Genomic DNA, 24459 nt, shown 5'->3' with positions numbered 1-24459 from the left:
AATGCCAATCCATGTAGGAGCTGCCGAAGGCTGCGATCTTTTCTCACAATCACCACATATTCATTTAACGCATAACAAAAAGAATATTTATTATTTTCCTATCTAACGGCGGCGTCTTATATTCACGCCGCAGGCGAATTTGCAGCGAGACGCATAAGCTGCATTAGGGCAGGATATCGCAGTCGTCCGATTCCCGAATTTGCCAACTTTCCTAAAGCGTCTTCCATAAGAAAACACAGGGGCTTGTCATGAATTTTTCCGCACTACGTCGCAATCTGCTGGTGGGCTCGCTGGGCCTGGCACTGAGCGCCGGCCTGATTGGCCAAGCCGTTGCCGGTGAGCAACTGCAAAAAATCAAGGACGCCGGCGTGATCAACGTTGGCCTGGAAGGCACTTACCCACCGTTCAGTTTCGTCGATGCCGACGGCAAACTGACCGGCTTCGAAGTCGAGTTCTCCGAAGCCCTGGCCAAAGAGCTGGGCGTCAAGGTCAAACTGCAACCGACCAAATGGGACGGCATCCTCGCGGCCCTGGAATCCAAGCGTCTGGACGCCGTGATCAACCAGGTGACCATCTCCGAAGAGCGCAAGAAGAAGTACGACTTCTCCGAGCCGTACACTGTTTCCGGTATCCAGGCGCTGGTGCTGACCAAGAAGGCCGCCGAGCTGAACATCAAGACCGCTGCCGACCTGGGTGGCAAGAAAGTCGGCGTAGGCCTGGGCACCAACTATGAACAGTGGGTGAAAGCCAACGTGCCGACTGCCGATGTCCGCACCTATGAAGATGATCCGACCAAGTTCCAGGACCTGCGTGTCGGCCGTATCGACGCCATACTGATCGACCGCCTGGCTGCACTGGAATACGCCAAGAAGGCCAAGGACACCACCGCCGCCGGTGACGCGTTCTCCCGTCAGGAAGCCGGTATTGCCCTGCGCAAAGGCGAGCCTGAACTGCTGGCCGCAGTGAACAAGGCGATCGACAAGCTGCGTGCCGACGGTACGCTGAAAAAGCTTTCGGAAAAATACTTCAGCGCTGACGTCACTCAATAATGGAAGAAGCTTTCCAACTCGCACTGGACTCCGTGCCCTTTCTGCTCAAGGGCGCGTACTACACGGTCATCCTCAGCCTGGGCGGGATGTTCTTCGGCCTGGTGATGGGGTTCGGCCTGGCGCTGATGCGCCTGTCGCGCTTCAAACTGGTGAGCTGGATCGCCCGCATCTACGTGTCGTTCTTTCGCGGCACGCCGTTGCTGGTGCAACTGTTCGTGATCTATTACGGCTTGCCGCAATTGGGTCTGGAACTTGATCCGCTGCCGGCGGCCCTGATCGGCTTCTCGCTTAACATGGCCGCCTACGCCTGCGAAATCCTGCGTGCCGCGATCAGCTCCATCGAGCGCGGCCAGTGGGAAGCCGCTGCCAGTATCGGCATGACCCGCGCGCAAACCCTGCGCCGGGCCATCCTGCCGCAGGCCATGCGCACCGCATTGCCGCCGCTGGGCAACAGCTTCATTTCGCTGGTCAAGGACACGGCGCTGGCCGCTACCATCCAGGTGCCGGAGCTGTTCCGTCAGGCGCAACTGATCACCGCCCGCACCTTCGAAATCTTCACCATGTATCTTGCCGCCGCACTGATCTACTGGGTCCTGGCCACGGTGCTGTCGCACCTGCAGAACCAGTTGGAAGCGCGGGTCAATCGGCACGACCAGGAGTCCTGACCCCATGATTGTCGTGGAAAAACTGACAAAGCAGTTCAAGGGTCAAGTCGTGCTCAATGGCATCGATCTTGAGGTCAAGGAAGGCGAGGTGGTCGCGATCATCGGCCCTAGCGGTTCGGGCAAGACCACCTTTCTGCGCTGCCTGAATTTTCTGGAAGAACCCACCAGCGGCCGGATCAAGGTCGGCGATATCGAGATCGATACCAGCCGGCCCCTGAACCAACAGCAGAGCCTGGTGCGACGTTTGCGCCAGCACGTGGGCTTCGTGTTCCAGAACTTCAACCTGTTCCCCCATCGCACCGCCCTGGAAAACGTCATCGAAGGCCCGATCGTGGTCAAGAAGACCCCGCACGCCGATGCTGTAGCCCTGGGTAAAAAACTCTTGGCCAAGGTCGGTCTGGCGGGCAAGGAGGACGCTTACCCGCGTCGCCTCTCCGGTGGCCAGCAACAGCGCGTGGCGATTGCCCGGGCGCTGGCAATGGAGCCCGAAGTGATCCTGTTCGATGAGCCGACCTCGGCCCTCGACCCGGAACTGGTGGGCGAGGTATTGGCGACCATCCGCGGCCTGGCCGAAGAGAAGCGCACCATGGTGATCGTCACCCACGAAATGGGTTTTGCCCGGGACGTGGCCAACCGTGTGGTGTTTTTCGACAAGGGCGTGATCGTCGAACAAGGCGAAGCGAAGGCGTTGTTTGCCAACCCGAAAGAAGAGCGAACCCGACAGTTCCTGAGCAAGTTCCTGAATAACGCACACAACTAAAAACCCTGCGTAACAACGGTAAACTTCCATGGACGGAAGTGATACCCCTCGAAATACGCTTCATTAATACCAAATCAAACCCATCTATTTAACATGCATATCCTGTACGCGTGCGCGGTACAAATATATGCATCACAACAATTAAACAGTGACAATTAAATCAGATCTTCTATCGCAAGACGGTGCCCACGACTTGCAACAGTCCGCCCTTATTTCCGTGCCTTCAGCAGAAAAACTCGACGAACAGACATGGTTTAATTACTTGGATCCGTAGGAACTTTCTGAATAGCGCCACACAACCACCATAACTAATAAATCTTATTGACACCTGATCTCCCTGACTCTTATCTAGTCTCCAGCCAGCGACACCCTTCACATTTAAATCATTATTTCCGCTCAAAGTAATGAATGGTTTTTCTGTTCGATTATTGGTTTTTGATATTCCAGAAACGGACTTCGTTGCAAGACTTCAAGGAGACTTCATGAATAGCACCTCGAACACATCCAGGCTTGCGGCCCCGACCCTGGCGCGATCGAACAAGGCCGGCATCAACGTCACCTGCGCGGCGCACCTGCTGATCGATGTGGCGCCCTACCCCGCCATGGACTCAGGAGACCTGGTCGAACTGTTCTGGGACAACTGCTACGTGGCCTCCCGCGTGCTGACGGCCAGCGATGTCGGCCGACCGGTGCAGTTGCGGGTGCCTGAGAGTTTTGTCGCCAACGGTACTTCGCGCATTCACTACCGGGTCATGCAGATTGGCCGGGGTCCGGCGGTATCGGCCAGTCAAAACGTACAGATCAAACTCGACTGTCCAGGCGGCCAACCCTCGGCGCTGTGCGGCGATGAAAACCAGTGCCTGGCACCAGTGAGCATTCCCGAAGCGATTTGCCGTCAGGGGGTCAATCCGAGTCAGGTCAAACGCGGTGTTCCCTTGACCATCGAGCCGTACCTGAACATGGCCGTCGACGACGAGATCACCCTGCGCTGGGGCGATGTGCGCATGGATCTGCCACCGCTCAAGTCCGCCGATGTAGGCCAGCCGATCCACGTCTGGATACCGCCGGCCATCATCCTCGAAGCAGGCGAAGATCTGCACCTGGAAGTGACGTACTGCATTCTCGACAGGGTAGGCAACAACTCCCGCTGGGCACCGGCCCGCACGCTGAAGATCGGTTGCGCCAATCCTTATGTGAAAGTCCCGAAGAAACAGCATCTCAAGGCTGCTGAGCCCTGCAGACAGCGGCGGCAGTGACTGCGCCCACCGTGTTTTTGTGGCGAGGGGGCTTGCCCCCCCCAGAACACCTTCTATTCATATTCCTAAAAGTTAGTTTATAAAATATTTATACACGTTTAGGGTATATAAACCGGACCACCGGACATTCTTGTTTTCATGCGCGGCCACAAGCGGCGCTTCCATGAGATGTGAGGTAGGTATGGTCCGGAACACAATCACCCCAGTGCAGATCGCCAGGGCATTGCGAGCAGCCAAGGAGTGGCACTGATGTCCAGTCTGGCAGATGCAATCGTCCAGAGTGACCTGGACATCGCCCCGTTGTTGTTGCCCGCACAAGTCTTGCGCAACGACGCCCAAGCCATCAAGGCGGCCCACGAACTGGCGCACGTTGCGCGCCTGCAAGCGGCCAAGCGTGACCAGTTGCGCATGCTCCCATGGTCTGAAATCGAACTGTTCACCCGCAGCGGCCTGGGCAGCATTTCCATCCCCCGTGAGTACGGTGGCCCGCAGGTTTCGTTCGTCACCCTGGCCGAGGTCTTCGCGATCATTTCCGCCGCCGACCCGGCCCTTGGGCAGATCCCGCAAAACCAGTTCGGCATTCTTAACCTGATCCTCGGCAGCGCCACCGAAGCGCAGAAAAGGCAACTGTTCAAAAGCGTCCTCGATGGCTGGCGCATCGGCAATGCCGGGCCGGAACGCGGCACCAAAAACACCCTGGAGCTGAAGGCTCGCCTCACCGCCGACGGCGTCCTCAATGGCCAGAAGTTCTATTCCACCGGTGCACTTTTCGCCCATTGGGTTGCGGTCAAGGCATTGAACGACGACGGCAAACAAGTGCTGGCGTTCATCCGTCGCGGCACGCCGGGATTGCGCATCGTCGATGACTGGTCCGGCTTTGGTCAGCGCACCACCGCCAGCGGCACGATTTTGCTCAACAACGTGCAGGTCGATCCCGAACTGGTGGTGGATAACTGGCGGATCAACGACACGCCGAACATCCAGGGCGCCGTCTCCCAACTGATTCAGGCGGCTATCGACGCCGGTATCGCCCGGGGCGCCATCGACGACGCCATCGACTTCGTGAAAACCCGCGCCCGGCCGTGGATCGACGCCAAGGTCGAGCGGGCCAGCGATGACCTGTACGTGATCGCCGATATCGGCAAACTGAAAATCGAACTGCACGCCGCCGAAGCGCTGCTGCGAAAGGCCGGGCAGGTGCTCGATGAAGTCAGCACCGCACCGCTCAGCGCCGAATCCGCCGCCCGCGCCTCGATTGCCGTGGCCGAAGCCAAAGTGCTGACCACCGAGATTTCGTTGCTGGCCAGCGAAAAGCTGTTCGAACTGGCCGGCAGCCGCGCCACCCTCGCCGAATTCAACCTCGACCGCCACTGGCGCAATGCCCGGGTGCACACGCTGCACGATCCGGTGCGCTGGAAATACCACGCCATCGGCGCCTATCGCCTCAACGGCACGCTGCCTAATCGTCATTCCTGGATTTAACGACCAGACATCTGGAGAAGCACATGAGCATTTCTCAACACGTCGCGGTCATCACCAGCGATGAGCAAGCCCTGATTGTCGCCAGCGATCTGGCCGAAGATTTCAAACGCGACAGCGCCCTGCGCGACCGCGAGCGCCGCTTGCCACACCCGGAACTGGAAGTGTTTTCCCGCTCGGGCCTGTGGGGCATCAGCATGCCAAAGGAATATGGCGGCGCCGGTGTTTCCAACGTCACCCTGGCCAAGGTCATCGCCCTGATCGCCCAGGCCGACGGCTCGCTGGGGCAAATACCGCAGAACCATTTTTATGCCCTCGAAGTGCTGCGCGTGAACGGCAGCCACGAGCAGAAAAAACGTCTTTATGCCGAAGTGCTGGCCGGCCAGCGCTTCGGCAATGCCCTCGCCGAACTCGGCACCAAAACCGCCCACGATCGCATCACCAGCCTGACCCGCGATGGCAGCGGCTATCGCATCAATGGTCGCAAGTTCTACGCCACGGGCGCGATTTACGCCCAGCGCATTCCCACCTCGGTGGTGGATGAAAACGGTGTGCAGCAACTGGCGTTCGTCCCACGCAACAGTAAAGGCCTGACAGTGATCGACGACTGGAGCGGCTTCGGCCAGCGCACCACCGGCAGCGGTTCGGTGGTGTTCGAAGACGTCTACGTCGCGGCCGAAGATGTCATCCCCTTTCAAAGCGCCTTCGAACGCCCGACCCCGGTCGGCCCGCTGGCGCAAATTCTCCATGCCGCCATCGACACCGGCATCGCCCGCGCCGCGTATGAAGACGCACTGCACTTCGTGCGCAGCAAAACCCGGCCATGGATCGACGCCACCCACGAAAAAGCCACGGACGATCCACTGACCCTCAAGAGCTTCGGCCACCTGAGCATTCGCCTGCACGCCGCCGAGGCACTGCTGGAGCGTGCCGGCGAATACCTCGACAACGCCCAGGCCGACACAAACGCCGAGACCGTCGCAGCCGCGTCGATTGCCGTCGCCGAAGCCCGCGCCCTGAGCACCGAAATCTCCCTGGCAGCCGGCAGCACGCTGTTCGAACTGGCCGGCAGCCAGGCGACCTTGATCGAACACGGTCTCGACCGCCACTGGCGCAACGCCCGGGTGCACACCCTGCACGACCCGGTGCGCTGGAAGTACCACGCCGTGGGCAACTACTACCTCAACGATGAAAACCCGCCACTACGGGGGACCATCTGAATGGCTAAAAAAAAGATCCTGCTCAATGCCTTCAACATGAACTGCATCGGGCACATCAACCACGGTTTGTGGACGCACCCGCGCGACACGTCCACCCGCTACAACACGATCGAATACTGGACCGAACTGGCGCAATTGCTCGAGCGCGGGCTGTTCGACGGCCTGTTCATCGCCGACATCGTCGGGGTCTACGACGTCTACCAGAGTTCGGTGGACGTGCCGTTGAAAGAGTCGATCCAGCTGCCGGTCAACGACCCGCTGTTGCTGGTTTCAGCCATGGCCGCGGTGACGAAAAACCTCGGTTTCGGCCTGACCGCCAACCTCACCTACGAAGCGCCGTACCTGTTCGCCCGACGCCTGTCGACGCTGGATCACCTCAGCCGTGGCCGGGTCGGCTGGAACATTGTCACCGGCTACCTCGACAGTGCCGCCAAGGCCATGGGTCTGAGCGAACAGGTCGAGCATGACCGCCGCTACGACCAGGCCGACGAGTACCTGGAGGTGCTCTACAAACTCCTGGAAGGCAGCTGGGAAAACGGTGCGGTGCTGAACGATCCACAGCAGCGGATCTATGCGCAGCCCGAGAAAGTGCACAAGGTCGAACACAAGGGCGAGTTCTATCAGGTCGAGGGCTATCACCTCTGCGAACCCTCGCCCCAGCGCACGCCGGTGCTGTTCCAGGCCGGCAGTTCGGATCGCGGTTTGCTGTTCGCCGGGAGGCATGCCGAGTGCGTGTTCATCAGTGGCCAGACCAAGGCATCGACCAAGGTGCAGGTGGACAAAGTGCGCGCCAGCGCCGTCGAAGCCGGGCGCAATCCCGAGGACATCAAGGTGTTCATGGGCCTGAATGTGATCGTCGGCGCCACCGAAGAGCTGGCCTGGGCCAAGCACGCCGAGTACCTGAGCTACGCCAGTGCCGAGGCCGGCGTGGCGCACTTTTCGGCGTCCACCGGGATCGATTTTTCCCACTATGAAATCGACGAACCGATCCAGTACGTGAAGAGCAACGCGATCCAGTCCGCCACCAAACACCTGCAAAACAACGACTGGACCCGGCGCAAATTGCTCGAACAACACGCCCTCGGCGGTCGCTACATCACCGTGGTCGGCTCACCGCAGCAAGTGGCGGATGAGCTGGAATCGTGGATCGCCGAAACCGGGCTGGATGGCTTCAACCTGACCCGCATCGTCACCCCGGAAAGCTATGAGGATTTCATTGAGCTGGTGATTCCCGAGTTGCAACGGCGGGGGTCGTACAAGACTGCGTACGACAGCGGCACCTTGCGCGAAAAGCTGTTTCAGCGGGAGGCGCATCTGCCTGAGCAACATACGGGTTCGGCTTACCGCCGCTAAAAGCTTCGCGAGCAAGCCCGCTCCCACAGGGGAATGCATTCCAAATGTGGGAACGGGCTTGCTCGCGAAGAGGCCCGACCAAACAACACAAACCTTATGCACTGACTGGACAACTCATCATGAAAAAGAACTACCTCTCTCACCCAGTCAAAGCACTGGCCCTGGCCCTCGGCCTGTTCAGCTCTGCGGTTTTCGCCGCCGACGCGCCGCTGAAAATCGGCACCACCGCCGCTTTCGCCATTCCCCTTGAAGCAGCCGTCGAAGAGGCCTCCAAACAAGGCCTGAAAGTCGAGCTGGTGGAGTTCACAGACTGGATCGCGCCGAACGTCAGCCTCGCCGCCGGCGATATCGACGTGAACTATTTCCAGCACATCCCGTTCCTGGAAAACGCCAAGGCCGCCTCGGGTTTCGACCTGGTGCCGTTCGCGCCGGGGATCATCAACAACGTCGGCCTCTACTCGAAGAAATACAAAAGCTTCGACGAACTGCCGCAAGGCGCCAGCGTGGCCATCGCCAACGACCCGATCAACAGCGGTCGAGGCTTGCAACTGCTGGCCAAGGCAGGCCTGATCACCCTCAAGCCCGGTGTCGGCTACAAAGCCACCGAAGAAGACATCATCGCCAACCCGAAAAAAATCAAGATCCTCCAGGTCGAAGCCGTGCAACTGGTACGCGCCTATGACGATGCCGATCTGGTGCAGGGCTACCCGGCCTACATTCGCTTGTCGAAAACCTTCGACGCGGGCTCCGCGCTGCTGTTCGACGGCCTCGATCACAAGGAATACGTGATTCAGTTCGTGATCCAGCCGAAGAGCAAAGCCGACCCGCGCCTGATCAGGTTCGTCGACATCTACCAGCACTCACCCGCGGTGCGCGCCGCACTGGATAAAGCTCACGGCAAGCTCTATCAAGCCGGTTGGGAAAGCTGAGCATGACCGCTGCCATCCAACGGCGACTGGAGATTCCAGAGCCGCAAAGCGCCGAGCGCACCGAGCTGCATCCCGAACTCAACCATGCCCACGTGCGCTTCATCGGCCTGGGCAAAACCTACAACGGCCAGCAAGGCCCGGTGGCCGCGTTGCACGGTATCGACCTGGCGATCCAGCGCGGCGAAGTGTTCGGCATCATCGGCCGCAGCGGCGCCGGCAAGTCGTCACTGATTCGCACCATCAATCGCCTGGAGCAACCGAGTAGCGGTCGGGTGCTGATCGATCAGGTCGACATCGGCGAATTCGACGAAGACCGCCTGGTGGCACTGCGTCGGCGTATCGGCATGATCTTCCAGCACTTCAATCTGATGTCGGCCAAGACCGTTTGGCAGAACGTCGAGTTGCCGCTGAAAGTCGCCGGTGTGCCCAAGGAACAACGCGAGCAGAAAGTCCGTGAATTGCTCGAGCTGGTCGGCTTGCAGGCCAAACACAAGACTTACCCGGCGCAATTGTCCGGTGGGCAGAAACAGCGCGTGGGCATCGCCCGGGCGCTGGTGCATGACCCGCAAATCCTGCTGTGCGACGAAGCCACCTCGGCACTGGACCCGGAGACCACGCAATCGATCCTCGGCCTGCTGCGCGAGATCAATCAACGCCTGGGGCTGACCATCGTTTTGATCACCCACGAGATGGCGGTGATCCGCGAGATCTGTGATCGCGTAGTCGTCCTCGAACACGGGCGCATCGTCGAGCAGGGGCCGGTGTGGGAAGTGTTCGGCAATCCACAACATGAGGTCAGCAAGACGTTGCTGGCGCCGTTGCAACACGCATTGCCGAAAGAACTGCAAAGCCGTCTGCAGCCGCAGCCTAAGTCCTCGGACGCCGCCGTGGTCCTGCGCTTGCAGTTCACCGGCAACCAACGCAACGAGCCTGACCTGGCGGCACTGTTCAGCGCCCTGGGTGGCCGCGTGCGATTGCTGCAAGGCGGCGTGGAACGGATTCAGGGGCATGCGCTCGGGCAACTGCTGCTGGCAGTGACGGGTTCATCCCTCGGTGCCGAAGAATTGCGTCAACGCGCCGGCCAATGGGCGCAACAGGTGGAGGTGCTGGGTTATGTGGTTTGATCGCTTGCTGCAGGGTTTTATCGACACGTTTTTGATGGTCGGCGTGTCGTCGCTGATCGCGCTGTTGGCGGGTATTCCGCTGGCGGTGATCCTGGTCACCAGCTCCAAGGGCGGCATCTACGAAGCCCCGGCGCTGAACCGCGTGTTGGGTGCGTTTGTGAACCTGTTTCGCTCGGTTCCTTTCCTGATTTTGATGGTGGCATTGATTCCGTTCACCCGGCTCATCGTCGGCACCACGTATGGCGTTTGGGCGGCCGTGGTGCCGTTGACCATCGCGGCCACGCCGTTCTTTGCGCGCATTGCCGAAGTCAGTTTGCGCGAGGTCGATCATGGATTGATCGAAGCGGCGCAAGCCATGGGTTGCCGGCGCTGGCACATTGTTTGGCATGTGTTGTTACCTGAAGCGCTGCCTGGGATTGTCGGCGGGTTCACGATTACCCTGGTGACGATGATCAACTCATCGGCCATGGCCGGGGCGATTGGTGCCGGTGGACTGGGAGATATTGCCTATCGGTATGGGTATCAGCGGTTTGATAGCCAGATCATGTTGACGGTGATTGTGTTGCTGGTGGCGTTGGTGGCGGTGATTCAGTTGGGTGGGGATCGGTTGGCTCGGGGGTTGAATAAAAGATGATCAATCGAAACAAGATAAAGGCTATAATTAACCATTAGCCTCGAACATATAAAGGCCAGATAGAATCCATGCCACCAAAGGTGGTAATAGTGTTCCTGAGTCAGCACGCCCGCCTCTTCGTCCAACTCCAGCGTGCCCGAGCCGAAATGATCGCCGAGGCTGTAGCACCATAGATAGTCGTGATAACCTTCGGGCCAATACAATAGGCACACGCGGCTACGTCCGGCTTCGAGGCTGCTGGCATGATGCTCTTTACCGTCGACCTGGCGGTGGGTTTCCAGACCCGGTAGATTACGAGCTTCCGGGCGTAGAGTTCGGTCGCAGCTGTGGGCAAATCTCACTTTGCGCAAACGATGGGTATCTCAGAGGCCTGAGTGAGCGCCTCTGCAGTGTGCAGTTCTAAACAACTATTTATACGACCTTACAATCAACGCAAAGTTATTATCTAACGTGCAATACCGGCGCCTGTGAATATATTTTTCACAGAACCCTTCTTACTTTTTATTTCCTTCAATACGACACCAGTTCTCGCCAAGCCCCCTTTTGAGTTGCCCTCTGCATCTTTAACTCGCGTTACTCGTACTATTTCCGTGACCAGAAAGTCTCTATTTGGCGAGAACAACCACTCACCTTCATTTCGTGAGGGAGAAGCTATATTCCATACCAATGGGCTGGCTGTTTGTGAGTCAATTAAATAGTGGGCAAGCTCAGTAGTATCCTTTAGGGCTGGCTTGCTAGTCAGAAACCCAGCGTAATTGTTAGACTCCGACGCGGCCATGAGTAAAGGACCGTTGGATACTACATCCCCAATATTTATATTTGTCCCCCAAGGCGAGAGACGAAGAGGGCCATGTTCAACTGTACGTAGCAGGGTAGCTGGATACTTTGGGAGTCGAGATATTCCTGTTTGCACATGTTCATATACAGCCTGAACTCTTGAAGGCAAAGGGAGTGATTTTGCCAAACGAATATTTATCTCGTAGTTAACAGGGTCGCCATAACCCGCATCACTTGCAGCGTCATGATAAACGTGATTAGTTGGAACGCCAGCCCAAAGCCTAATAGATATTTTTTCGAAATCGGTCAATGCATCAAAACTCTTGACGTATTCGGTCATATCTATTTCCGGAACATTTGTGAGCAATGTCATATCAGAAAAAGCGGCCCCTATCGCCCGCCACTCTTGATCACTACCCCATCTTTGTATTTTGAATTTCCCCCCCGCACTAGAAGTTGGGTATGCAGTATCCAGAGTGGATTCAGCGTATTGCAATCCATCGATATCGATACCAGAGGTGGGATTTCCTTTCGTAAATCTGAATATATTCAATCCATCAATATCCCCCGCAGGGTCCGGATTAACCCAGCGCTGCAACCAAGGCGCGTAATACCGATACCCATAGTAATAAAACCCCGTCGCATCCCGCTCTTTTCCTGAATAGCGAATGGTTTTGTATTTCGCCACCAACGCACTTTTCCCTGCCCAACAGGCTGTGCCACCAAAGGGGTAATAGTGTTCCTGAGTCAGCACGCCGGCTTCTTCGTCCAGTTCCAAGGTGCTGGCACCGAGGTGATCGCTGAGGCTGTAACGTAGTTGGTCATCGTGCGCGCCTTCGGGCCAGTGCAGCGCCCGCACGTTGCTGCGCCCGGCTTCGACGCTGATGACGTGATGTTCTTCTCCATCGGCCTGGTGGTGGATTTCCAGACCGGGGAGGTAACGGACCTCGGTGCGCAGGGTACGGCCGCTGCTTTGGGCGAATCCCACTTTGCGCAAGCGATGGCCGGGGCGGTCGTAGCGGTAGCATTCGTAGTCGTCAGGCTCGGTTTCGCGTTTGACCAACGTGACGCGGCTCAACTGATTACGGATATCCCAGTCCATGGCTTGGCCGCGTTGCAATTCCCATTGATTGCCACAGGCGTCGAAACCCAAAGCGATTTCAGGCTCGCCTGGCAGCGAGCCGTCTTCACGTTGCGCGAGACTTCGATTATTCAACGCCGAAGTGAACATCGAGAAACCGGGGGCACCGCTGTGCTGGCGGGTGATCAAATTCCCGCCCCGGTCATACTCGAAGCTTTGGGTGTAATTGCGCCGTTGGTTGGGGTCCAGCGGTGTGGGCAGCAGTATTGGCAGGGCCGGGCCATGGCTCGGCTGGCTGACCTCCCAACCCCGGGCTTCGACCAGTTGATACTGGCTGTCGTAGCGGTAGCGGTTAATCGGGTCGATGCGCTGATTGTTGAAATGGGTCACTGGTTGGGCCAGGTCTTGCAACTCGACGATGTTGCCGACCGCGTCGTAGACGTAATTCAGGTCCTGCAAGGGGGGCTGGTTGCCGACCGCCGCCGTCAGCCGGATCAACCGGCCGTCATCGGCAGCGTACTCAGCGTGGGTCAGCACACCATTGCCGGCGGTTTCGCTTTCGACCTGATCGAGGGCGTTGTAGCGGATGGCGCTGACCAGGCGTTGCGGCGGTTTTCCGGAGTCAGCCATTTGCAGCCAGGCTCCACTCAATTTGCCGGCCACGTCGTAGCCAAAGGTGCGAACGTTACCCATCGCATCGATTAGTCGCTGAAGCTCTCCGCCGGGATTGTAGGTGTGATGGGTGATGAACGATTGAGCTTCCAGCCACGTCTCGCGCTCATCGATGTCCAAGGGCCAATCGGGTGTTTCCAGCTCTGCGAGGAAGCGTCGATCTTCCACCAGCACGGCGCCGGCAAGCCCATAGACGGGGAGGGTTTGAACACCGGCCGGATCGTCATGACGGATCAACTGCCCGCATTGGTTGTGCTCGGCGAAAGCAGGACCGGAATCTCCGTAGGTCAAGCGCTCCACCACGCGTGGCAGCTCTCCCGCAGCCTGTTCGGTGACGGTGATCGGCCGCTGCTGTTCGTCGAACTCGGTGTGGCGCTGGCTCCCGCGCGCATCCCAGAACGAACAGGGCGAACCCGCCTGATCTGGCAAACTCAATTGCCATCCGGCGTCGACGCTGTCCGTCAGCAACGGTTGGCCGCTCAAGCCGTAGATCGTGGTCAGGTTCGGCTGCGGCGCCGTGCCCCACAACCGTGGGTCCCAGGACTCGACCAAATGCCCAGTCATGTCAAAGCGTTGCCGGGTGATGCGTGGATCAATCACCGAGCTGTCCGGGTGGCGGCAATAACCGACGCTGCGCACCGCCAGAGTGCGCGGGTCAATGACCGACAACGTCGGTGTCGCGGTGTGGTGATGAGCGTTCACGGAATTGGCGGTCCTTCGCTTTGACTGAGGACAGACTGGGCCTTTTTGGGCCAGACCGAAACTGTAAGAAGTTACAGGTGACGCACCTCATTGAATGGTTTTAGGGCCGCTTCGCGACCCAGCGGGGGCAAGCCCCCTCGCCACAAAAGCTCACTTGCCACAGGTCATCATTGGTCTTTGGAGGGAAGTTTTCGTACAGGAAAATCAGCGGTTTTGCAGGCTCGTTCCCTTTCCTTTGCAGGACATTTCCTAGATCATTTCGCTCGCTTGCGCCTGCCAATTCCCGTGGCTAGTCTCGGTCCGTCACTGCTCATCAGTGATCGGGTTTAGTCGCCCGGATCTTTCTAGGCGCACAGCGCCACCTCATTCCAGGTGTTTTCATTGCCTGAACGTTATGGTGGCTGTGCGCAGGGCACCCTCGGGTGCGCCGGGTTGCCTAGAGACCGGTCGACTAACCTGCGTGCAGCCGCCACCCCTGCTCGTTTAGTCGCGACATCGGTTGGCTCCAATTAGCTCTAGGAGTTTTACCAATGAAAAAATCCGTTCCCGATCCGCCCCCCGAAACCCCAACCGAAGACCCGCTCAGGGACCGCTCAGCGCTCTACCGCGCCATCGATTTCTACCTCACCGGCAAACAACCCGCACCACCCGATGAAATGCGCTTCTACAACGTCAGCAAGGACGTGAGCTTCGAAGACACCCAGCTCTATGTCGCCGACCTGCTGCGTTGTGCTTCGGTCACGGCGTATCAGTGTGGCGATCAGCTCAAGGGTGCCGACCGGGCGATGGTGTACTCGATCTGGCATTTGCTGGAGATTGCCAAGGCGATGGTGGATCACTCCATTGAGTGTTTGGGGATGAAAAAGGGCTGAGTCTGACTTTAATCATCGGTTGTCTGTGCCACCGCCATCGCGAGCAAGCTCGCTCCCACAGTTGACCGTGGATATCTGTGGGAGCGAGCCTGCTCGCGATGGGCTGCGCAGCAGCCCCCGGCGCCATGGCGTATATTCGGTGAATCCAAATTGCCTGCGCAGCCGACCATGAAACAAACACCCATCGACCTCGAACAGATCACCACCACGACCCTGGGCCACTACAACGCGGTGGCCGAAAGTTTCCGTGAAGGGACGCGCGATCACGACGTCAGCCAGAACATCGATGCCCTGTTGCGGCACATCCAGGCTGAGGCGCCTTTCGACATTCTCGATTTTGGCTGCGGACCGGGTCGTGATTTGCAGACGTTCACCCGCATGGGCCACACAGCCGTCGGTCTCGACGGTTCGGAAAAATTCGCGCAGATGGCCCGGGACGACAGTGGTTGCGAGGTATGGCAGCAGGACTTTCTGAAGCTCGATCTACCGGCCGAGCGTTTCGACGGGATCTTTGCCAATGCAGTGTTGTTTCATGTTCCGCGTCAGGAACTACCACGGGTGTTGAAGCAGTTGTGGGGAACGCTGAAACCGGGTGGGGTGTTGTTCAGTTCCAATCCCCGTGGCGAGAATCAGGAAGGCTGGAACGGGCCGCGTTATGGGTCGTATCACGACCTGGCAGCCTGGCAGCAGTTGCTGATCGAGGCGGGTTTTGTGGAGTTGGAGCATTACTACCGGCCGGCCGGGCTGCCGCGGGAGCAACAGCCTTGGTTGGCGAGTGTGTGGCGTAAAGCTGTGTAGTCAGTCCCGACGCCATCGCGAGCAAGCTCGCTCCCACAGTTGACCGCGTACACCTGTGGGAGCGAGCTTGCTCGCGATGAGCGCGAAGCGCTCGCTTTTTAAACAGCCTCTTTCTTCGGCTCGCGAATCTTGTACCAGGCCACATACAGCGCCGGCAAAAACAGCAGCGTCAGCAAGGTGGCGATGACGATCCCGCCGATCATCGCGTAGGCCATCGGCCCCCAGAACACTTCCCGGGCAATCGGGATCATCCCCAGGCTCGCCGCCGCCGCGGTCAGCAGGATCGGACGACGCCGATGCTCGGTGGCCTGCACCACTGCATCCCACGGCGCATAACCCTTCTGCTCGTACTCCTCGATCTGGGTCACCAGGATCACCGAGTTACGGATGATGATACCGATCAACGCGAGGATCCCGAGGATCGCCACGAAGCCCATGGGCGTCCCCGTAGGCACCAGCGCGATCACCACGCCGATCAGCCCCAGCGGCGCGACGCTGGCCACCAGGAACAGCTTCTGCACGCTGTGCAACTGGATCATCAGGAAGGTCGCCATCAGGAACAGCATAAGCGGCACAACCTTGGCAATCGGGCCCTGGGCCTTGCCGCTTTCCTCCACCGTACCACCGGTGGCGACCTTGTAGCCCGCCGGCAGTTTGGCTGCGAACGCGTCGATGGACGGCTTGAGGATTTTCACCAGGTCCGTCGGCTGGATCTCGTCGCGTATCGCCGCCTTGATGGTGATGGTCGGCAGGCGATCGCGACGCCACACCAGCGGCTGCTCCAGTTCGTAGCGCACCGTGGCGAACGCCAGCAGCGGAATCGACGTGCCGTTCGGCGTGACGATTTGCAGGTTCTGCAGGGTTTCCGGCGTTCCACGCTCGGAATCCACCGCACGACCGACCACGTTGATCAGGTAAATGTCGTCATCGACCTGAGTCACCGACTGGCCGCTGACGATGCCGTTCATCAGGTTGGCCACATCCTCGGAAGACAACCCCAACTGCCGCGCCTTGTCCTGGGCGATGTCGATGCGCAGCACTTTGCCCGGTTCGTTCCAGTCGTAGATGATCTCGCCAACGTGCGGGTTCTTGTCCAGCTCAGTGGCCAGGTCGATGGCATGTCGGCGCACCTGATCGATGTCCTTGCCGCTGATCCGGTACTGGATCGGACGCCCTACCGGCGGACCCATTTCCAGTGCCTGGACATAACTGCCGATGCCGACGAAGTCGTTGCGCAAGCGCTCGCGAAGCTTGTGCATCATGGCCTCACGGGTGTGGCCTTTGCTGACGATCACCAACTGCGCGTAGAAGGGGTTCTGCAGTTGCTGGTCCAGTGGCAGATAAAAACGGATGGCGCCCTGCCCGATGTAAGTGCTCCAGCGCTCGATGTCCGGGTCGTCCTTGAGCGTGGCTTCGAGGCGATCGACAGCCCGGCGGGTTTCGTCGATCGAGGCGTTTTGCGGCAGGTTCAGGTCCACCAGGATTTCCGGTCGGTCCGACGACGGGAAGAACTGGTTCTGCACGAAGCGCATGCAAAACAGCGCCAGCACAAAACACAGCACCGTAATGCCGATGGCCCACCAGCGATTGCGCATGCACCACAGCAGCCCGCCGTTGAATGCCTTGCCGATGCGACCGGGTTCGCCTTCATGGGGTTTCACCTTGGTGCTGAGAATGTGCACGCCGATCACCGGCGCAAACAGAACCGCCACCACCCACGACACCAGCATCGCACAGGCAATCACCGCAAACAGGGTGTAGGTATATTCACCGGCCGAGCTGGCGTTCAAGCCGATCGGCACGAAGCCCGCCACCGTCACCAGCGTACCGGTGAGCATCGGGAACGCCGTAGAGGTGTAGGCGAATGTCGCCGCCTGCTCCTTGGTCTCGCCCAACTCCAGGCGCGTGACCATCATTTCCACGGTGATCATCGCATCGTCCACCAGCAGGCCAAGGGCGATGATCAGTGCACCGAGGGAAATCCGCTGCATGGTGATGCCGCTGTACTCCATGAACACGAACACCATCGCCAGCACCAGCGGGATCGAGCAGGCCACCACCAGCCCGGCGCGCACGCCAAGGCTGACGAAGCTGACCAGCAGCACGATCACCACCGCCTCGAACAGCGCGCTGGTAAAACCGCCGACGGCCTCTTCGACCACCACGGCCTGGTCGGACACGTTGTAAATGCCGACGCCCACCGGCAGGTCGGCGGTCAACTCGTCAATACGGGCGTGCAAGGCCTTGCCGAACGCCTGGACGTTGCCCCCTTTCTGCATGGCAATCGCCAGGCCGATGGCCGGTTTGCCGTTGAAGCGGAATTCCGGCGAGGCTGGATCGACGTAGCCCCGGCTGATTTCGGCAACGTCGGCCAGGCGATAGTAGCGGTCGTTGAGCTTGAGGTTGACCTCGGCCAGGTCTTTCTCCGAAGCGAACTTCCCTGACGTGCGCACCGAAATCCGCTCCGGCCCGGCCTCGATCACACCTGCCGGGGTCACCGCGTTCTGAGATTGCAGGCTCTGCACCACCTGACGCTCATCGATGCCGAGCGCTGCGAGTTTGCGCGTGGAGAAGTTCAGGTACAGCACTTCGTCCTGCTGGCCGACCATTTCGATCTTGCCCAGGCCCGGCACACCGCGAATTTCCATGCGGGCCTGTTCCACGTAGTCACGCAACTGACGCTGGGTCAGGCCGTCGGCGGTGAAGGCGTAGATCGACCCGAAGACGTCACCGAACTCGTCGTTGAACGACGGCCCCTGTATGCCTTGCGGGAACTGGTATTTGATGTCGTTGATCTTCTTGCGCACCTGGTACCAGATTTCCGGGATGTCCTTGGCACCGGTGGTGTCGCGCAGGTACACGTACACCGTCGATTCGCCGGGGCGCGTGTAGCTTTTCACGTAGTCGAGGGAGTCGAGCTCTTCGAGCTTTTTCTCGATCCTGTCGGTGATCTGCTTGAGGGTTTCCTCCTGGGTCGCCCCCGGCCATTTGCTCTGGATCACCATGGTTTTGATGGTGAACGACGGGTCTTCTTCGCGCCCCAGGTTGAAATACGAGAACACACCCATCAGCAACGCGACGAACATCAGATACCAGATGAACGACTGATGCTTGAGGGCCCATTCCGAGAGGTTGAAAGGCCCTTTCATTGACTGTCCTCGTCGATTTTCACTTGCTGCCCCGGTTTGAGGCTGTTGACACCGGCACTGACCACCCGCTCGCCGTTCTTCACGCCGTCTGACAGCACCACGGTGCTGTCGGTGCGGCTGATCACGGTGACGTCACGGGGGGAGACGGTTTTACTCTGCGCGTCGATCACCCAGATGCGCGGCTTGCCATCGACCTCCTGCAGCGCGGTGGCAGGCAACTCGATGCGCGGCTTGACCGCCGTGCTCAGGGTGACGCTGATGGCCGTGCCCAAACGGAAGCCCTGTGGCGTTTCGGCCAGGGTCAGGCGGGCACGACGGGTGCGTGTCGCGCTTTGAGCCTGGGGTTCGATTTCACGGATGACAGCGGTGGTGTTGATGCTCGGATCCAGTTGCGCAGCAACCTGAAACACCACATCGCTGGGCAACTGATCAACGAGGGTATCGGGCAGGTCGATCACCGCTTCCTTGATGTCCGGTTGCGCCAGGGTCACCACTTGCTGACCCGCCGTCACCACTTGCCCGGCCTCGGCGCTCCACGCGGTGACCACGGCTTTATGGTCGGCACGCAGTTCGGTGTAGCCCAATTGGTCTTTGCTCTGGCTGACGGCCGCCCGGGCCTGATCGAGGGAGGCCTGGGTGGTTTTCAGGTCCGTGTTGGCCGCGTCGAGTTGCGCTTGCGCGCCGACCCCGCGATCGAACAGGGCTTGTTGACGCTGGGCACTGGCCTTGGCATTGATCAGTTGCGCCTGGATTTTCGCCAGGTCGCCCTGGGCCGAACGCAATTGGTTCTGCTGATCGGAAGGATCGAGGGTGGCGAGCAGTGTCCCCTTTTCCACTTCGGTGCCGACATCGACGTTACGGCTGGCGATCCGCCCGCCCACGCGGAAGCCGGTATTGCTTTCATAACGCGCCTGGATGCTGCCGGCGAAGCGGCCCAGGTCCTCTTCGTTCAAGGTCTGGACCTTGATCGACAACACCGGTCGTACCGGTGCCGGCGGTGGTTCGCTTTCGGAACAGGCGCTCAGCACCAGCCCGATGGACAACGCCCATAAAGGCTTCATGGCTTGGCTCCCCACGTCAGATCCTTGTTAGTGTCTTCGGCAATCTCGACGTCCATGTCAGGGTGCAAGAGTTGGCCGCCCGCGATGATGACTTTGTCGCCGTCTTTCAACCCGCCGCTGATGATGACCTTGCCGGTCAGGTAGCGGCCGACAGTGACCGAATGCAATTGGGCCTTGCCCTTGTCGTCGACAATCCAGACAGCGGGTTCACTGATGTTTTTGGTCAGCGCCGACCACGGCAACTCGATGACCGACTTGCCCGACCCCTTGGCCGTGGCACTCACCACCGAGCCCAATTGCATGCCGTCGGGCAGACTGTTGAGGCCGATCTTGACCTGCACGGTACCGGATTGCGCCGACACCGCCGGGGTGATTTCACGCACAGTGCCGGTGGTTTTGATCGCCGGGTTGTCGAGCAGGCTCAGGACAATGGTGTCATCGCTCGGTTTCTCGGCCAGCAGGGATTCATAAACGTTGAACACCGCATCGCGGTCGCCGTCACGGGCCAGGCTGAAGATCGGCATCGTCGCCTGAACCACCTGGCCGACCTCCGCCTGGCGCTCGGTAATGATCCCCGGCGCATCGGCGATCAGCGCCGTATAGCTCAACTGATCCTTGGCATTGGCCAGCTGCGCCTGGGCAGCGCTCAGGGCGCTCTGGCTGCTGTTCAAAGCGGCCTGGGCCGAGTCATATTCACTCTGGCTGGTATAACCCTTGGGCAAGAGTTTTTGCTGGCGTACGAATGCCGCCGCGTTCTGCTTCACCCGCGCCTGTTCGGCGGCCACTTGCGCCTGGGCCGAGTCGACGTTGCTCTGCAAGTCCTTGGGGTCGAGCCGGGCCAGCACTTGCTTGGCGGTCACTCGATCGCCGACGTCAACCGAACGCTGGATGATCTTGCCACCCACACGGAAAGACAGCTCCGTCTGTATCCGCGCCTGAATATCACCGGTGAGGGTAACCGGGGCCGCGTAGTCCGTCGGCTTGACGACTTGCACGAACACCCGTGGCAGGTATTCCTGTACGGGTTTTTTCTGGTCGCAAGCCGTCAGCAGGGTGACGACACTCAAGGCCATGACTACTTTGAATCCGGGAACCACCATGCAAACTCCTTGGCCTTTTTCATGTACAGCACGACAGAGAGCTTAGAACAGGACAGCAACCTTGCACGAGCGTCTTATGAAGAAAAAATTCATCCTGCCTTACGTCCAGAACACTTGCCCCAGACACCTGCCCGTAGCGGACAATGGGCGTCGCTCGACCCCGCCACAGGACCCCACATGCTCAACACGCTCGCGGTAGCCAACTACCGCTCGATCAACAAACTGGTGATCCCGCTGGGCCGACTGAATCTGATCACCGGCCCCAACGGCAGCGGCAAGTCCAACCTGTACCGTGCGCTGCGCCTGCTGGCGGAAACCGCCCACGGCGGCGTGGTCAATGCCCTGGCCCGTGAAGGCGGGCTGGATTCGACCTTCTGGGCCGGCCCGGAAACCCTCTCCCGGCGCATGCGCACCGGCGAAGTCGCCATCGAGCCCACTGTGCGCCAAGGCGTCAAGCGCCTGCGCCTGGGGTTTGCGGGAGAGGATTTCGGCTACTCGATCAGCCTCGGCCTTCCCGATTCCAATGGCCATTTCATGCTGCCCGGGCACAGCTCGCCGATCCCGTCCTATTTCAGCCTCGACCCGCAGATCAAACGCGAATGCCTGTGGGCAGGCGCGTTCTACCGCCCGGCCAGTCTGCTGGTCGATCGTGACGGCCCGATGATCCGCGCCCGCGCCGAGCGCAAGTGGGATGTGCTGGCGCAGCACACGCCGACGTTCGACAGCCTGTTCGATCAGGTCGGCAGCCTGCGCGGTTCGCCTGAAGTGCTGGAGATGCGCGAGTTCATCCGCCGCTGGCGCTTTTACGATCATTTTCGCAGCGATGCCGACGCCCCGGCGCGTCAACCGCAACTGGGCACTCGCACGCCGGTGCTGCATCACGACGGACGAGACTTGGCGGCCGCCTTGCAGACGATCATCGAAATCGGCGATCCCGACGCCTTGCGGGCGGCGATCAGCGACGCCTTCCCCGGCGCACGACTGAACATCGCCCCCCTGCCCGGTGGACGCTTCGCCATCGAGTTCTTTCAGGAAGGTTTGTTGCGGCCGCTGTCAGCCGCCGAGCTGTCGGACGGAACCTTGCGTTACCTGCTGCTGGTCGCGGCGCTGCTGACGCCACGGCCACCGACACTGATGGTGCTGAACGAGCCGGAAACCAGCCTGCATCCGGATCTGCTGCCGGCGCTGGCACGCTTGATCATCCGTGCCTCGGCGCAGTGCCAGGTGTGGGTGGTGTCCCATGCCCGGCGCTTGATTTCGGCGTTGCAGGAGGACCCGGACTGCAACTGCATCGTGCTGGAGAAAAATCTTGGCCAGACCGGGATCGTGGGCCAGCGCATGCTGGATGAGCCGGCATGGTATTGGCCGGATTGAACGGCGCGTGATTTGCCGGGATGAGGGAAGACGTCTATTTTCCCTTGCGGCGTAGGAAGGATCTTTTTTTCGAAACACAGCTCCAAGGACGAACCACTTTTGGCCAGACTCCCGGCCAACATCTCACAAGGACGAGAACATGGCAGACGTAAAAACGCCGCAACGGCTGGATCCGCAGGACATTCTGAAATTATTGATGGCGTTGCGCAGGGCGTTGAAGGCCGGGCCGGCCTGATTCATAAAACCAAAAAAGATCGCAGCCTTCGGCAGCTCCTACAAAGGTTTGCGTGGACCCTGTAGGAGCTGCCGCAGGCTGCGATCTTTTGATCTTCAGTCGCAAAAAACGCCGACGCTAAATCAGCCGTCGGCGTTTGAAACCTTGAAGGGGTTTACTTCGCGAATCAGAACGCTGGCAGTACCGCGCCGCTGTACTTCTTCTCGATGAAGTCTTTCACTTCCGGGCTGGTCAGGGCCTTGGCCAGTTTTTGGATGGCAACGCTGTCCTTGTTGTCCGGACGGGCCACCAGGAAGTTCACGTAAGGCGAGTCGGCACCTTCGATCACCAGCGCGTCTTTAGCCGGGTTCAGGCCCGCTTCCAGCGCGTAGTTGGTGTTGATCATGTCCAGGTCGACCTGATCCAGCACACGCGGCAACATTGCGGACTCAAGCTCCTTGAACTTGAAGTTGTGCGGGTTCTTGGCGATGTCTTTTGGCGTGGCCAGGGCGTTTTTCGGGTCTTTCAACTCGATCAGGCCGGCCTTCTGCAGCAGGATCAGGGCACGGCCACTGTTGCTGCCTTCGTTCGGGATGGCAATGGTCGCGCCGTCTTTGAGCTCAGCCAGGGTTTTGACTTTCTTCGAGTAGCCGCCGAAAGGTTCGACGTGCACACCGATCACGGTTTCCAGGTGAGTGCCTTTGCCTTCGTTGAAGCTCTTGAGGTACGGCAGGGTCTGGAAGTAGTTGGCGTCCAGACGCTTCTGGTCGACCTGCACGTTCGGCTGAACGTAGTCGGTGAAGACTTTGATTTCCAGGTCCACGCCTTCTTTGGCGAGGGTTGGCTTGATCAGCTCAAGAATCTCGGCGTGTGGAACCGGGGTCGCGGCAACCACCAGTTTCTCGCCAGCCTGGGCCAGGCCCGCGGTCAGGGCAGCCGCCAGTGCGGTGAACAACAGAACCTTTTTCATGCAGTGTCCTTATCGAAAATCACAGTCGCTTGTGGCGACGGCTTGAAGATGAGAGTGCCAGTGAAGTGCTATCGCTGGCGTGAAGCGGACAATACCGGGATTTTTTATTCCCGAACAATAACGTTTATTCAGCTTCATATTCCATTTTGTTCATACAACCCTGTAGGAGCTGCCGAAGGCTGCGATCTTTTGACTTTGATGGCATTGAGGCCGCCGAAAATCAAAAGATCGCAGCCTTCGGCAGCTCCTACAAAAGCCGGGCGTCGCGCAGGAGGTTTTTCAAGGCTGTTCGTTCGGCGGCTGATCCATTGTCGAGAATCTGCTTAATCTGACTTTCGATCTGCGCCAGCGGATCAGGCAAATTCAAATGCTCCGGCAGAATCTCGTCGCCCGTACTCACCAGCAGCGCAAAGTGAATGACGTTTTCCAGCTCCCGGGTATTGCCCGGCCAACTGTGGCGCTCAAGCACAAGCTGCGCCGCTTCACTGATCAGCGGCACCGGCAGGTCGAGGCGCTGGCTGTAGATGCCGAGGAAGTATTCGGCCAGCGGCAGAATGTCCCCCGTACGCTCGCGCAGCGCCGGCAGTTCTAGCGGGCCTTCGCTGAGGTAGTGATAGAGCCGTTCATGGAATTTTCCGGCGGCCACTGCCTGGGCCAGATCGATGCTGGTGGCCGCCACCAGCCGCACATCCACCGGGCTCGGTTGCTGAGCGCCGACGCGGGTGACTTCGTGGTTCTCCAGGGCGGCGAGCAGCTTGATCTGGATCGGCAGCGGCAGGTCACCAATTTCGTCCAGGTACAGCGTGCCGCCGTTGGCGGAACCGAACCAGCCGGCACGACTGCTCGCCGAACCGCTGTAGCTACCCGCCGCATAGCCGAACAGCTCGGCGTCGGCGTAGGTCGGGCTGATGGCGCCGCAGTTGACCGACACGAACAATCCGCCGCGATCACTGGCGCGGTGGATATGACGGGCCAGCAACTCCTTGCCGGTGCCGGTTTCGCCACGGATCAGCACCGAGACAGAACGCGTGGCCAGTTGCTCAAGGTCTTCACGTAATTGCCGCGAACGCGGATCGACAAATACCAGCGCCTTGGCGCGGATGCTCAGGGGACTTTTTTCGGCGTCGGGAAAGGTCAGCAGCGGCTGACCGAAGGTTTCAAAGCTCATGGCAGACTCCCGCCCAAAACCGCCGGGAGACGGGGGCGTTAAATAAAGAAAG

19 protein-coding genes are annotated in these 24459 nt (G+C 59.5%); 13 read left to right on the top strand and 6 right to left on the bottom strand.

The window, feature by feature from the left end:
• The first annotated feature begins 248 nt into the window (after positions 1 to 248).
• The 10 genes from tcyJ to ACXX83_RS25705 all read left to right on the top strand — a co-directional run bounded on the left by tcyJ (position 249) and on the right by ACXX83_RS25705 (position 10469).
• Complete coding sequence (gene tcyJ, locus ACXX83_RS25750; RefSeq protein WP_126048600.1) at positions 249 to 1049, top strand: cystine ABC transporter substrate-binding protein; 801 nt, start codon at positions 249 to 251, stop codon at positions 1047 to 1049.
• A complete protein-coding gene (gene tcyL / locus ACXX83_RS25745; RefSeq protein WP_007972897.1) occupies positions 1049 to 1714 on the top strand; it encodes a cystine ABC transporter permease in 666 nt (221 codons plus the stop codon). The genes tcyJ and tcyL overlap by 1 nt, the downstream gene beginning before the upstream one ends.
• 4 nt (positions 1715 to 1718) lie before the next feature.
• Positions 1719 to 2474, top strand: coding sequence for an L-cystine ABC transporter ATP-binding protein TcyN (gene tcyN / locus ACXX83_RS25740; protein ID WP_007972898.1), 756 nt, complete (start codon positions 1719 to 1721; stop codon positions 2472 to 2474).
• Positions 2475 to 2956: 482 nt separating this feature from the next.
• Positions 2957 to 3730 (top strand): hypothetical protein, encoded by a 774-nt coding sequence (locus ACXX83_RS25735; protein ID WP_126048598.1) that lies wholly within the window; start codon positions 2957 to 2959, stop codon positions 3728 to 3730.
• A gap of 249 nt (positions 3731 to 3979) precedes the next feature.
• Positions 3980 to 5212 carry an SfnB family sulfur acquisition oxidoreductase gene (locus ACXX83_RS25730; protein ID WP_458549958.1) on the top strand — a complete coding sequence of 411 codons (1233 nt, stop codon included), beginning with the start codon at positions 3980 to 3982 and terminating at the stop codon, positions 5210 to 5212.
• Between the two features lie 23 nt (positions 5213 to 5235).
• Positions 5236 to 6429 (top strand): SfnB family sulfur acquisition oxidoreductase, encoded by a 1194-nt coding sequence (locus tag ACXX83_RS25725; RefSeq protein ID WP_458549957.1) that lies wholly within the window; start codon positions 5236 to 5238, stop codon positions 6427 to 6429.
• The gene (locus ACXX83_RS25720; protein WP_458549956.1) at positions 6430 to 7782 is read left to right on the top strand and encodes an LLM class flavin-dependent oxidoreductase; all 1353 of its coding nucleotides are present in this window, start codon (positions 6430 to 6432) and stop codon (positions 7780 to 7782) included.
• 119 nt (positions 7783 to 7901) lie between these two features.
• Positions 7902 to 8711, top strand: a complete 810-nt coding sequence (locus ACXX83_RS25715) for a MetQ/NlpA family ABC transporter substrate-binding protein (protein WP_458549955.1) — start codon at positions 7902 to 7904, stop codon at positions 8709 to 8711.
• Positions 8712 to 8713: 2 nt separating this feature from the next.
• Positions 8714 to 9835, top strand: a complete 1122-nt coding sequence (locus tag ACXX83_RS25710) for a methionine ABC transporter ATP-binding protein (protein WP_458549954.1) — start codon at positions 8714 to 8716, stop codon at positions 9833 to 9835.
• Positions 9825 to 10469 (top strand): methionine ABC transporter permease, encoded by a 645-nt coding sequence (locus ACXX83_RS25705; RefSeq protein WP_102701880.1) that lies wholly within the window; start codon positions 9825 to 9827, stop codon positions 10467 to 10469. The genes ACXX83_RS25710 and ACXX83_RS25705 overlap by 11 nt, the downstream gene beginning before the upstream one ends.
• Positions 10470 to 10914: 445 nt before the next feature.
• Here the strand turns inward: ACXX83_RS25705 and ACXX83_RS25700 are convergent, their stop codons facing one another.
• Complete coding sequence (locus tag ACXX83_RS25700; protein ID WP_458549953.1) at positions 10915 to 13701, bottom strand: RHS repeat domain-containing protein; 2787 nt, start codon at positions 13699 to 13701, stop codon at positions 10915 to 10917.
• 530 nt (positions 13702 to 14231) lie between these two features.
• Between ACXX83_RS25700 and ACXX83_RS25695 the strand changes: the two genes are divergently transcribed.
• On the top strand, positions 14232 to 14573 hold the full coding sequence (locus tag ACXX83_RS25695) for a DUF6124 family protein (RefSeq protein WP_458549952.1): 342 nt from the start codon (positions 14232 to 14234) through the stop codon (positions 14571 to 14573).
• Positions 14574 to 14741: 168 nt separating this feature from the next.
• A complete protein-coding gene (locus ACXX83_RS25690) occupies positions 14742 to 15371 on the top strand; it encodes a class I SAM-dependent methyltransferase (protein ID WP_126048582.1) in 630 nt (209 codons plus the stop codon).
• A gap of 98 nt (positions 15372 to 15469) precedes the next feature.
• Here ACXX83_RS25690 and ACXX83_RS25685 read toward each other — a convergent pair whose 3' ends face one another.
• From ACXX83_RS25685 to ACXX83_RS25675, 3 genes are read right to left on the bottom strand one after another with little or no spacing between them, the layout of a single operon-like run.
• Positions 15470 to 18520, bottom strand: coding sequence for an efflux RND transporter permease subunit (locus tag ACXX83_RS25685; RefSeq protein ID WP_126048580.1), 3051 nt, complete (start codon positions 18518 to 18520; stop codon positions 15470 to 15472).
• Entirely contained in the window at positions 18517 to 19581 is a 1065-nt protein-coding gene (locus tag ACXX83_RS25680) for an efflux RND transporter periplasmic adaptor subunit (protein WP_126048578.1), read from the bottom strand. The genes ACXX83_RS25685 and ACXX83_RS25680 overlap by 4 nt, the downstream gene beginning before the upstream one ends.
• Complete coding sequence (locus tag ACXX83_RS25675) at positions 19578 to 20681, bottom strand: efflux RND transporter periplasmic adaptor subunit (RefSeq protein ID WP_015092997.1); 1104 nt, start codon at positions 20679 to 20681, stop codon at positions 19578 to 19580. The genes ACXX83_RS25680 and ACXX83_RS25675 overlap by 4 nt, the downstream gene beginning before the upstream one ends.
• Before the next feature lie 177 nt (positions 20682 to 20858).
• On the opposite strand from ACXX83_RS25675, the gene ACXX83_RS25670 reads away from it, so the two are divergent.
• Complete coding sequence (locus ACXX83_RS25670) at positions 20859 to 22055, top strand: AAA family ATPase (protein WP_458549951.1); 1197 nt, start codon at positions 20859 to 20861, stop codon at positions 22053 to 22055.
• Between the two features lie 401 nt (positions 22056 to 22456).
• On the opposite strand, the gene ACXX83_RS25665 is transcribed toward ACXX83_RS25670, so the two are convergent.
• Positions 22457 to 23239: a MetQ/NlpA family ABC transporter substrate-binding protein gene (locus tag ACXX83_RS25665; protein WP_458549950.1), complete on the bottom strand. Its 783-nt coding sequence runs from the start codon at positions 23237 to 23239 to the stop codon at positions 22457 to 22459.
• A 247-nt stretch (positions 23240 to 23486) separates the two neighbouring features.
• The gene (locus tag ACXX83_RS25660) at positions 23487 to 24407 is read right to left on the bottom strand and encodes a sigma 54-interacting transcriptional regulator (protein WP_217836861.1); all 921 of its coding nucleotides are present in this window, start codon (positions 24405 to 24407) and stop codon (positions 23487 to 23489) included.
• Between the last annotated feature and the right edge of the window lie 52 nt (positions 24408 to 24459).

This window comes from Pseudomonas sp. GNP012 (assembly GCF_054343835.1).
The sequence above is the reverse complement of the archived record's forward strand: the minus strand, read 5'-3'. Positions and strand labels throughout refer to the sequence as shown.

What these genes read in the sequence shown, in the direction of transcription:
- ACXX83_RS25730 (WP_458549958.1), top strand. Translation starts at nt 3,980, where the DNA reads ATGTCCAGTCTGGCAGATGCAATCGTCCAGAGTGACCTGGACATCGCC.
- ACXX83_RS25670 (WP_458549951.1), top strand. Translation starts at nt 20,859, where the DNA reads ATGCTCAACACGCTCGCGGTAGCCAACTACCGCTCGATCAACAAACTG.
- ACXX83_RS25690 (WP_126048582.1), top strand. Translation starts at nt 14,742, where the DNA reads ATGAAACAAACACCCATCGACCTCGAACAGATCACCACCACGACCCTG.
- ACXX83_RS25695 (WP_458549952.1), top strand. Translation starts at nt 14,232, where the DNA reads ATGAAAAAATCCGTTCCCGATCCGCCCCCCGAAACCCCAACCGAAGAC.
- tcyJ (WP_126048600.1), top strand. Translation starts at nt 249, where the DNA reads ATGAATTTTTCCGCACTACGTCGCAATCTGCTGGTGGGCTCGCTGGGC.
- ACXX83_RS25705 (WP_102701880.1), top strand. Translation starts at nt 9,825, where the DNA reads ATGTGGTTTGATCGCTTGCTGCAGGGTTTTATCGACACGTTTTTGATG.
- tcyL (WP_007972897.1), top strand. Translation starts at nt 1,049, where the DNA reads ATGGAAGAAGCTTTCCAACTCGCACTGGACTCCGTGCCCTTTCTGCTC.
- ACXX83_RS25715 (WP_458549955.1), top strand. Translation starts at nt 7,902, where the DNA reads ATGAAAAAGAACTACCTCTCTCACCCAGTCAAAGCACTGGCCCTGGCC.
- ACXX83_RS25725 (WP_458549957.1), top strand. Translation starts at nt 5,236, where the DNA reads ATGAGCATTTCTCAACACGTCGCGGTCATCACCAGCGATGAGCAAGCC.
- ACXX83_RS25665 (WP_458549950.1), bottom strand. Translation starts at nt 23,239, where the DNA reads ATGAAAAAGGTTCTGTTGTTCACCGCACTGGCGGCTGCCCTGACCGCG.
- ACXX83_RS25680 (WP_126048578.1), bottom strand. Translation starts at nt 19,581, where the DNA reads ATGAAGCCTTTATGGGCGTTGTCCATCGGGCTGGTGCTGAGCGCCTGT.
- tcyN (WP_007972898.1), top strand. Translation starts at nt 1,719, where the DNA reads ATGATTGTCGTGGAAAAACTGACAAAGCAGTTCAAGGGTCAAGTCGTG.
- ACXX83_RS25685 (WP_126048580.1), bottom strand. Translation starts at nt 18,520, where the DNA reads ATGAAAGGGCCTTTCAACCTCTCGGAATGGGCCCTCAAGCATCAGTCG.
- ACXX83_RS25720 (WP_458549956.1), top strand. Translation starts at nt 6,430, where the DNA reads ATGGCTAAAAAAAAGATCCTGCTCAATGCCTTCAACATGAACTGCATC.
- ACXX83_RS25710 (WP_458549954.1), top strand. Translation starts at nt 8,714, where the DNA reads ATGACCGCTGCCATCCAACGGCGACTGGAGATTCCAGAGCCGCAAAGC.
- ACXX83_RS25660 (WP_217836861.1), bottom strand. Translation starts at nt 24,407, where the DNA reads ATGAGCTTTGAAACCTTCGGTCAGCCGCTGCTGACCTTTCCCGACGCC.
- ACXX83_RS25735 (WP_126048598.1), top strand. Translation starts at nt 2,957, where the DNA reads ATGAATAGCACCTCGAACACATCCAGGCTTGCGGCCCCGACCCTGGCG.
- ACXX83_RS25675 (WP_015092997.1), bottom strand. Translation starts at nt 20,681, where the DNA reads ATGGTGGTTCCCGGATTCAAAGTAGTCATGGCCTTGAGTGTCGTCACC.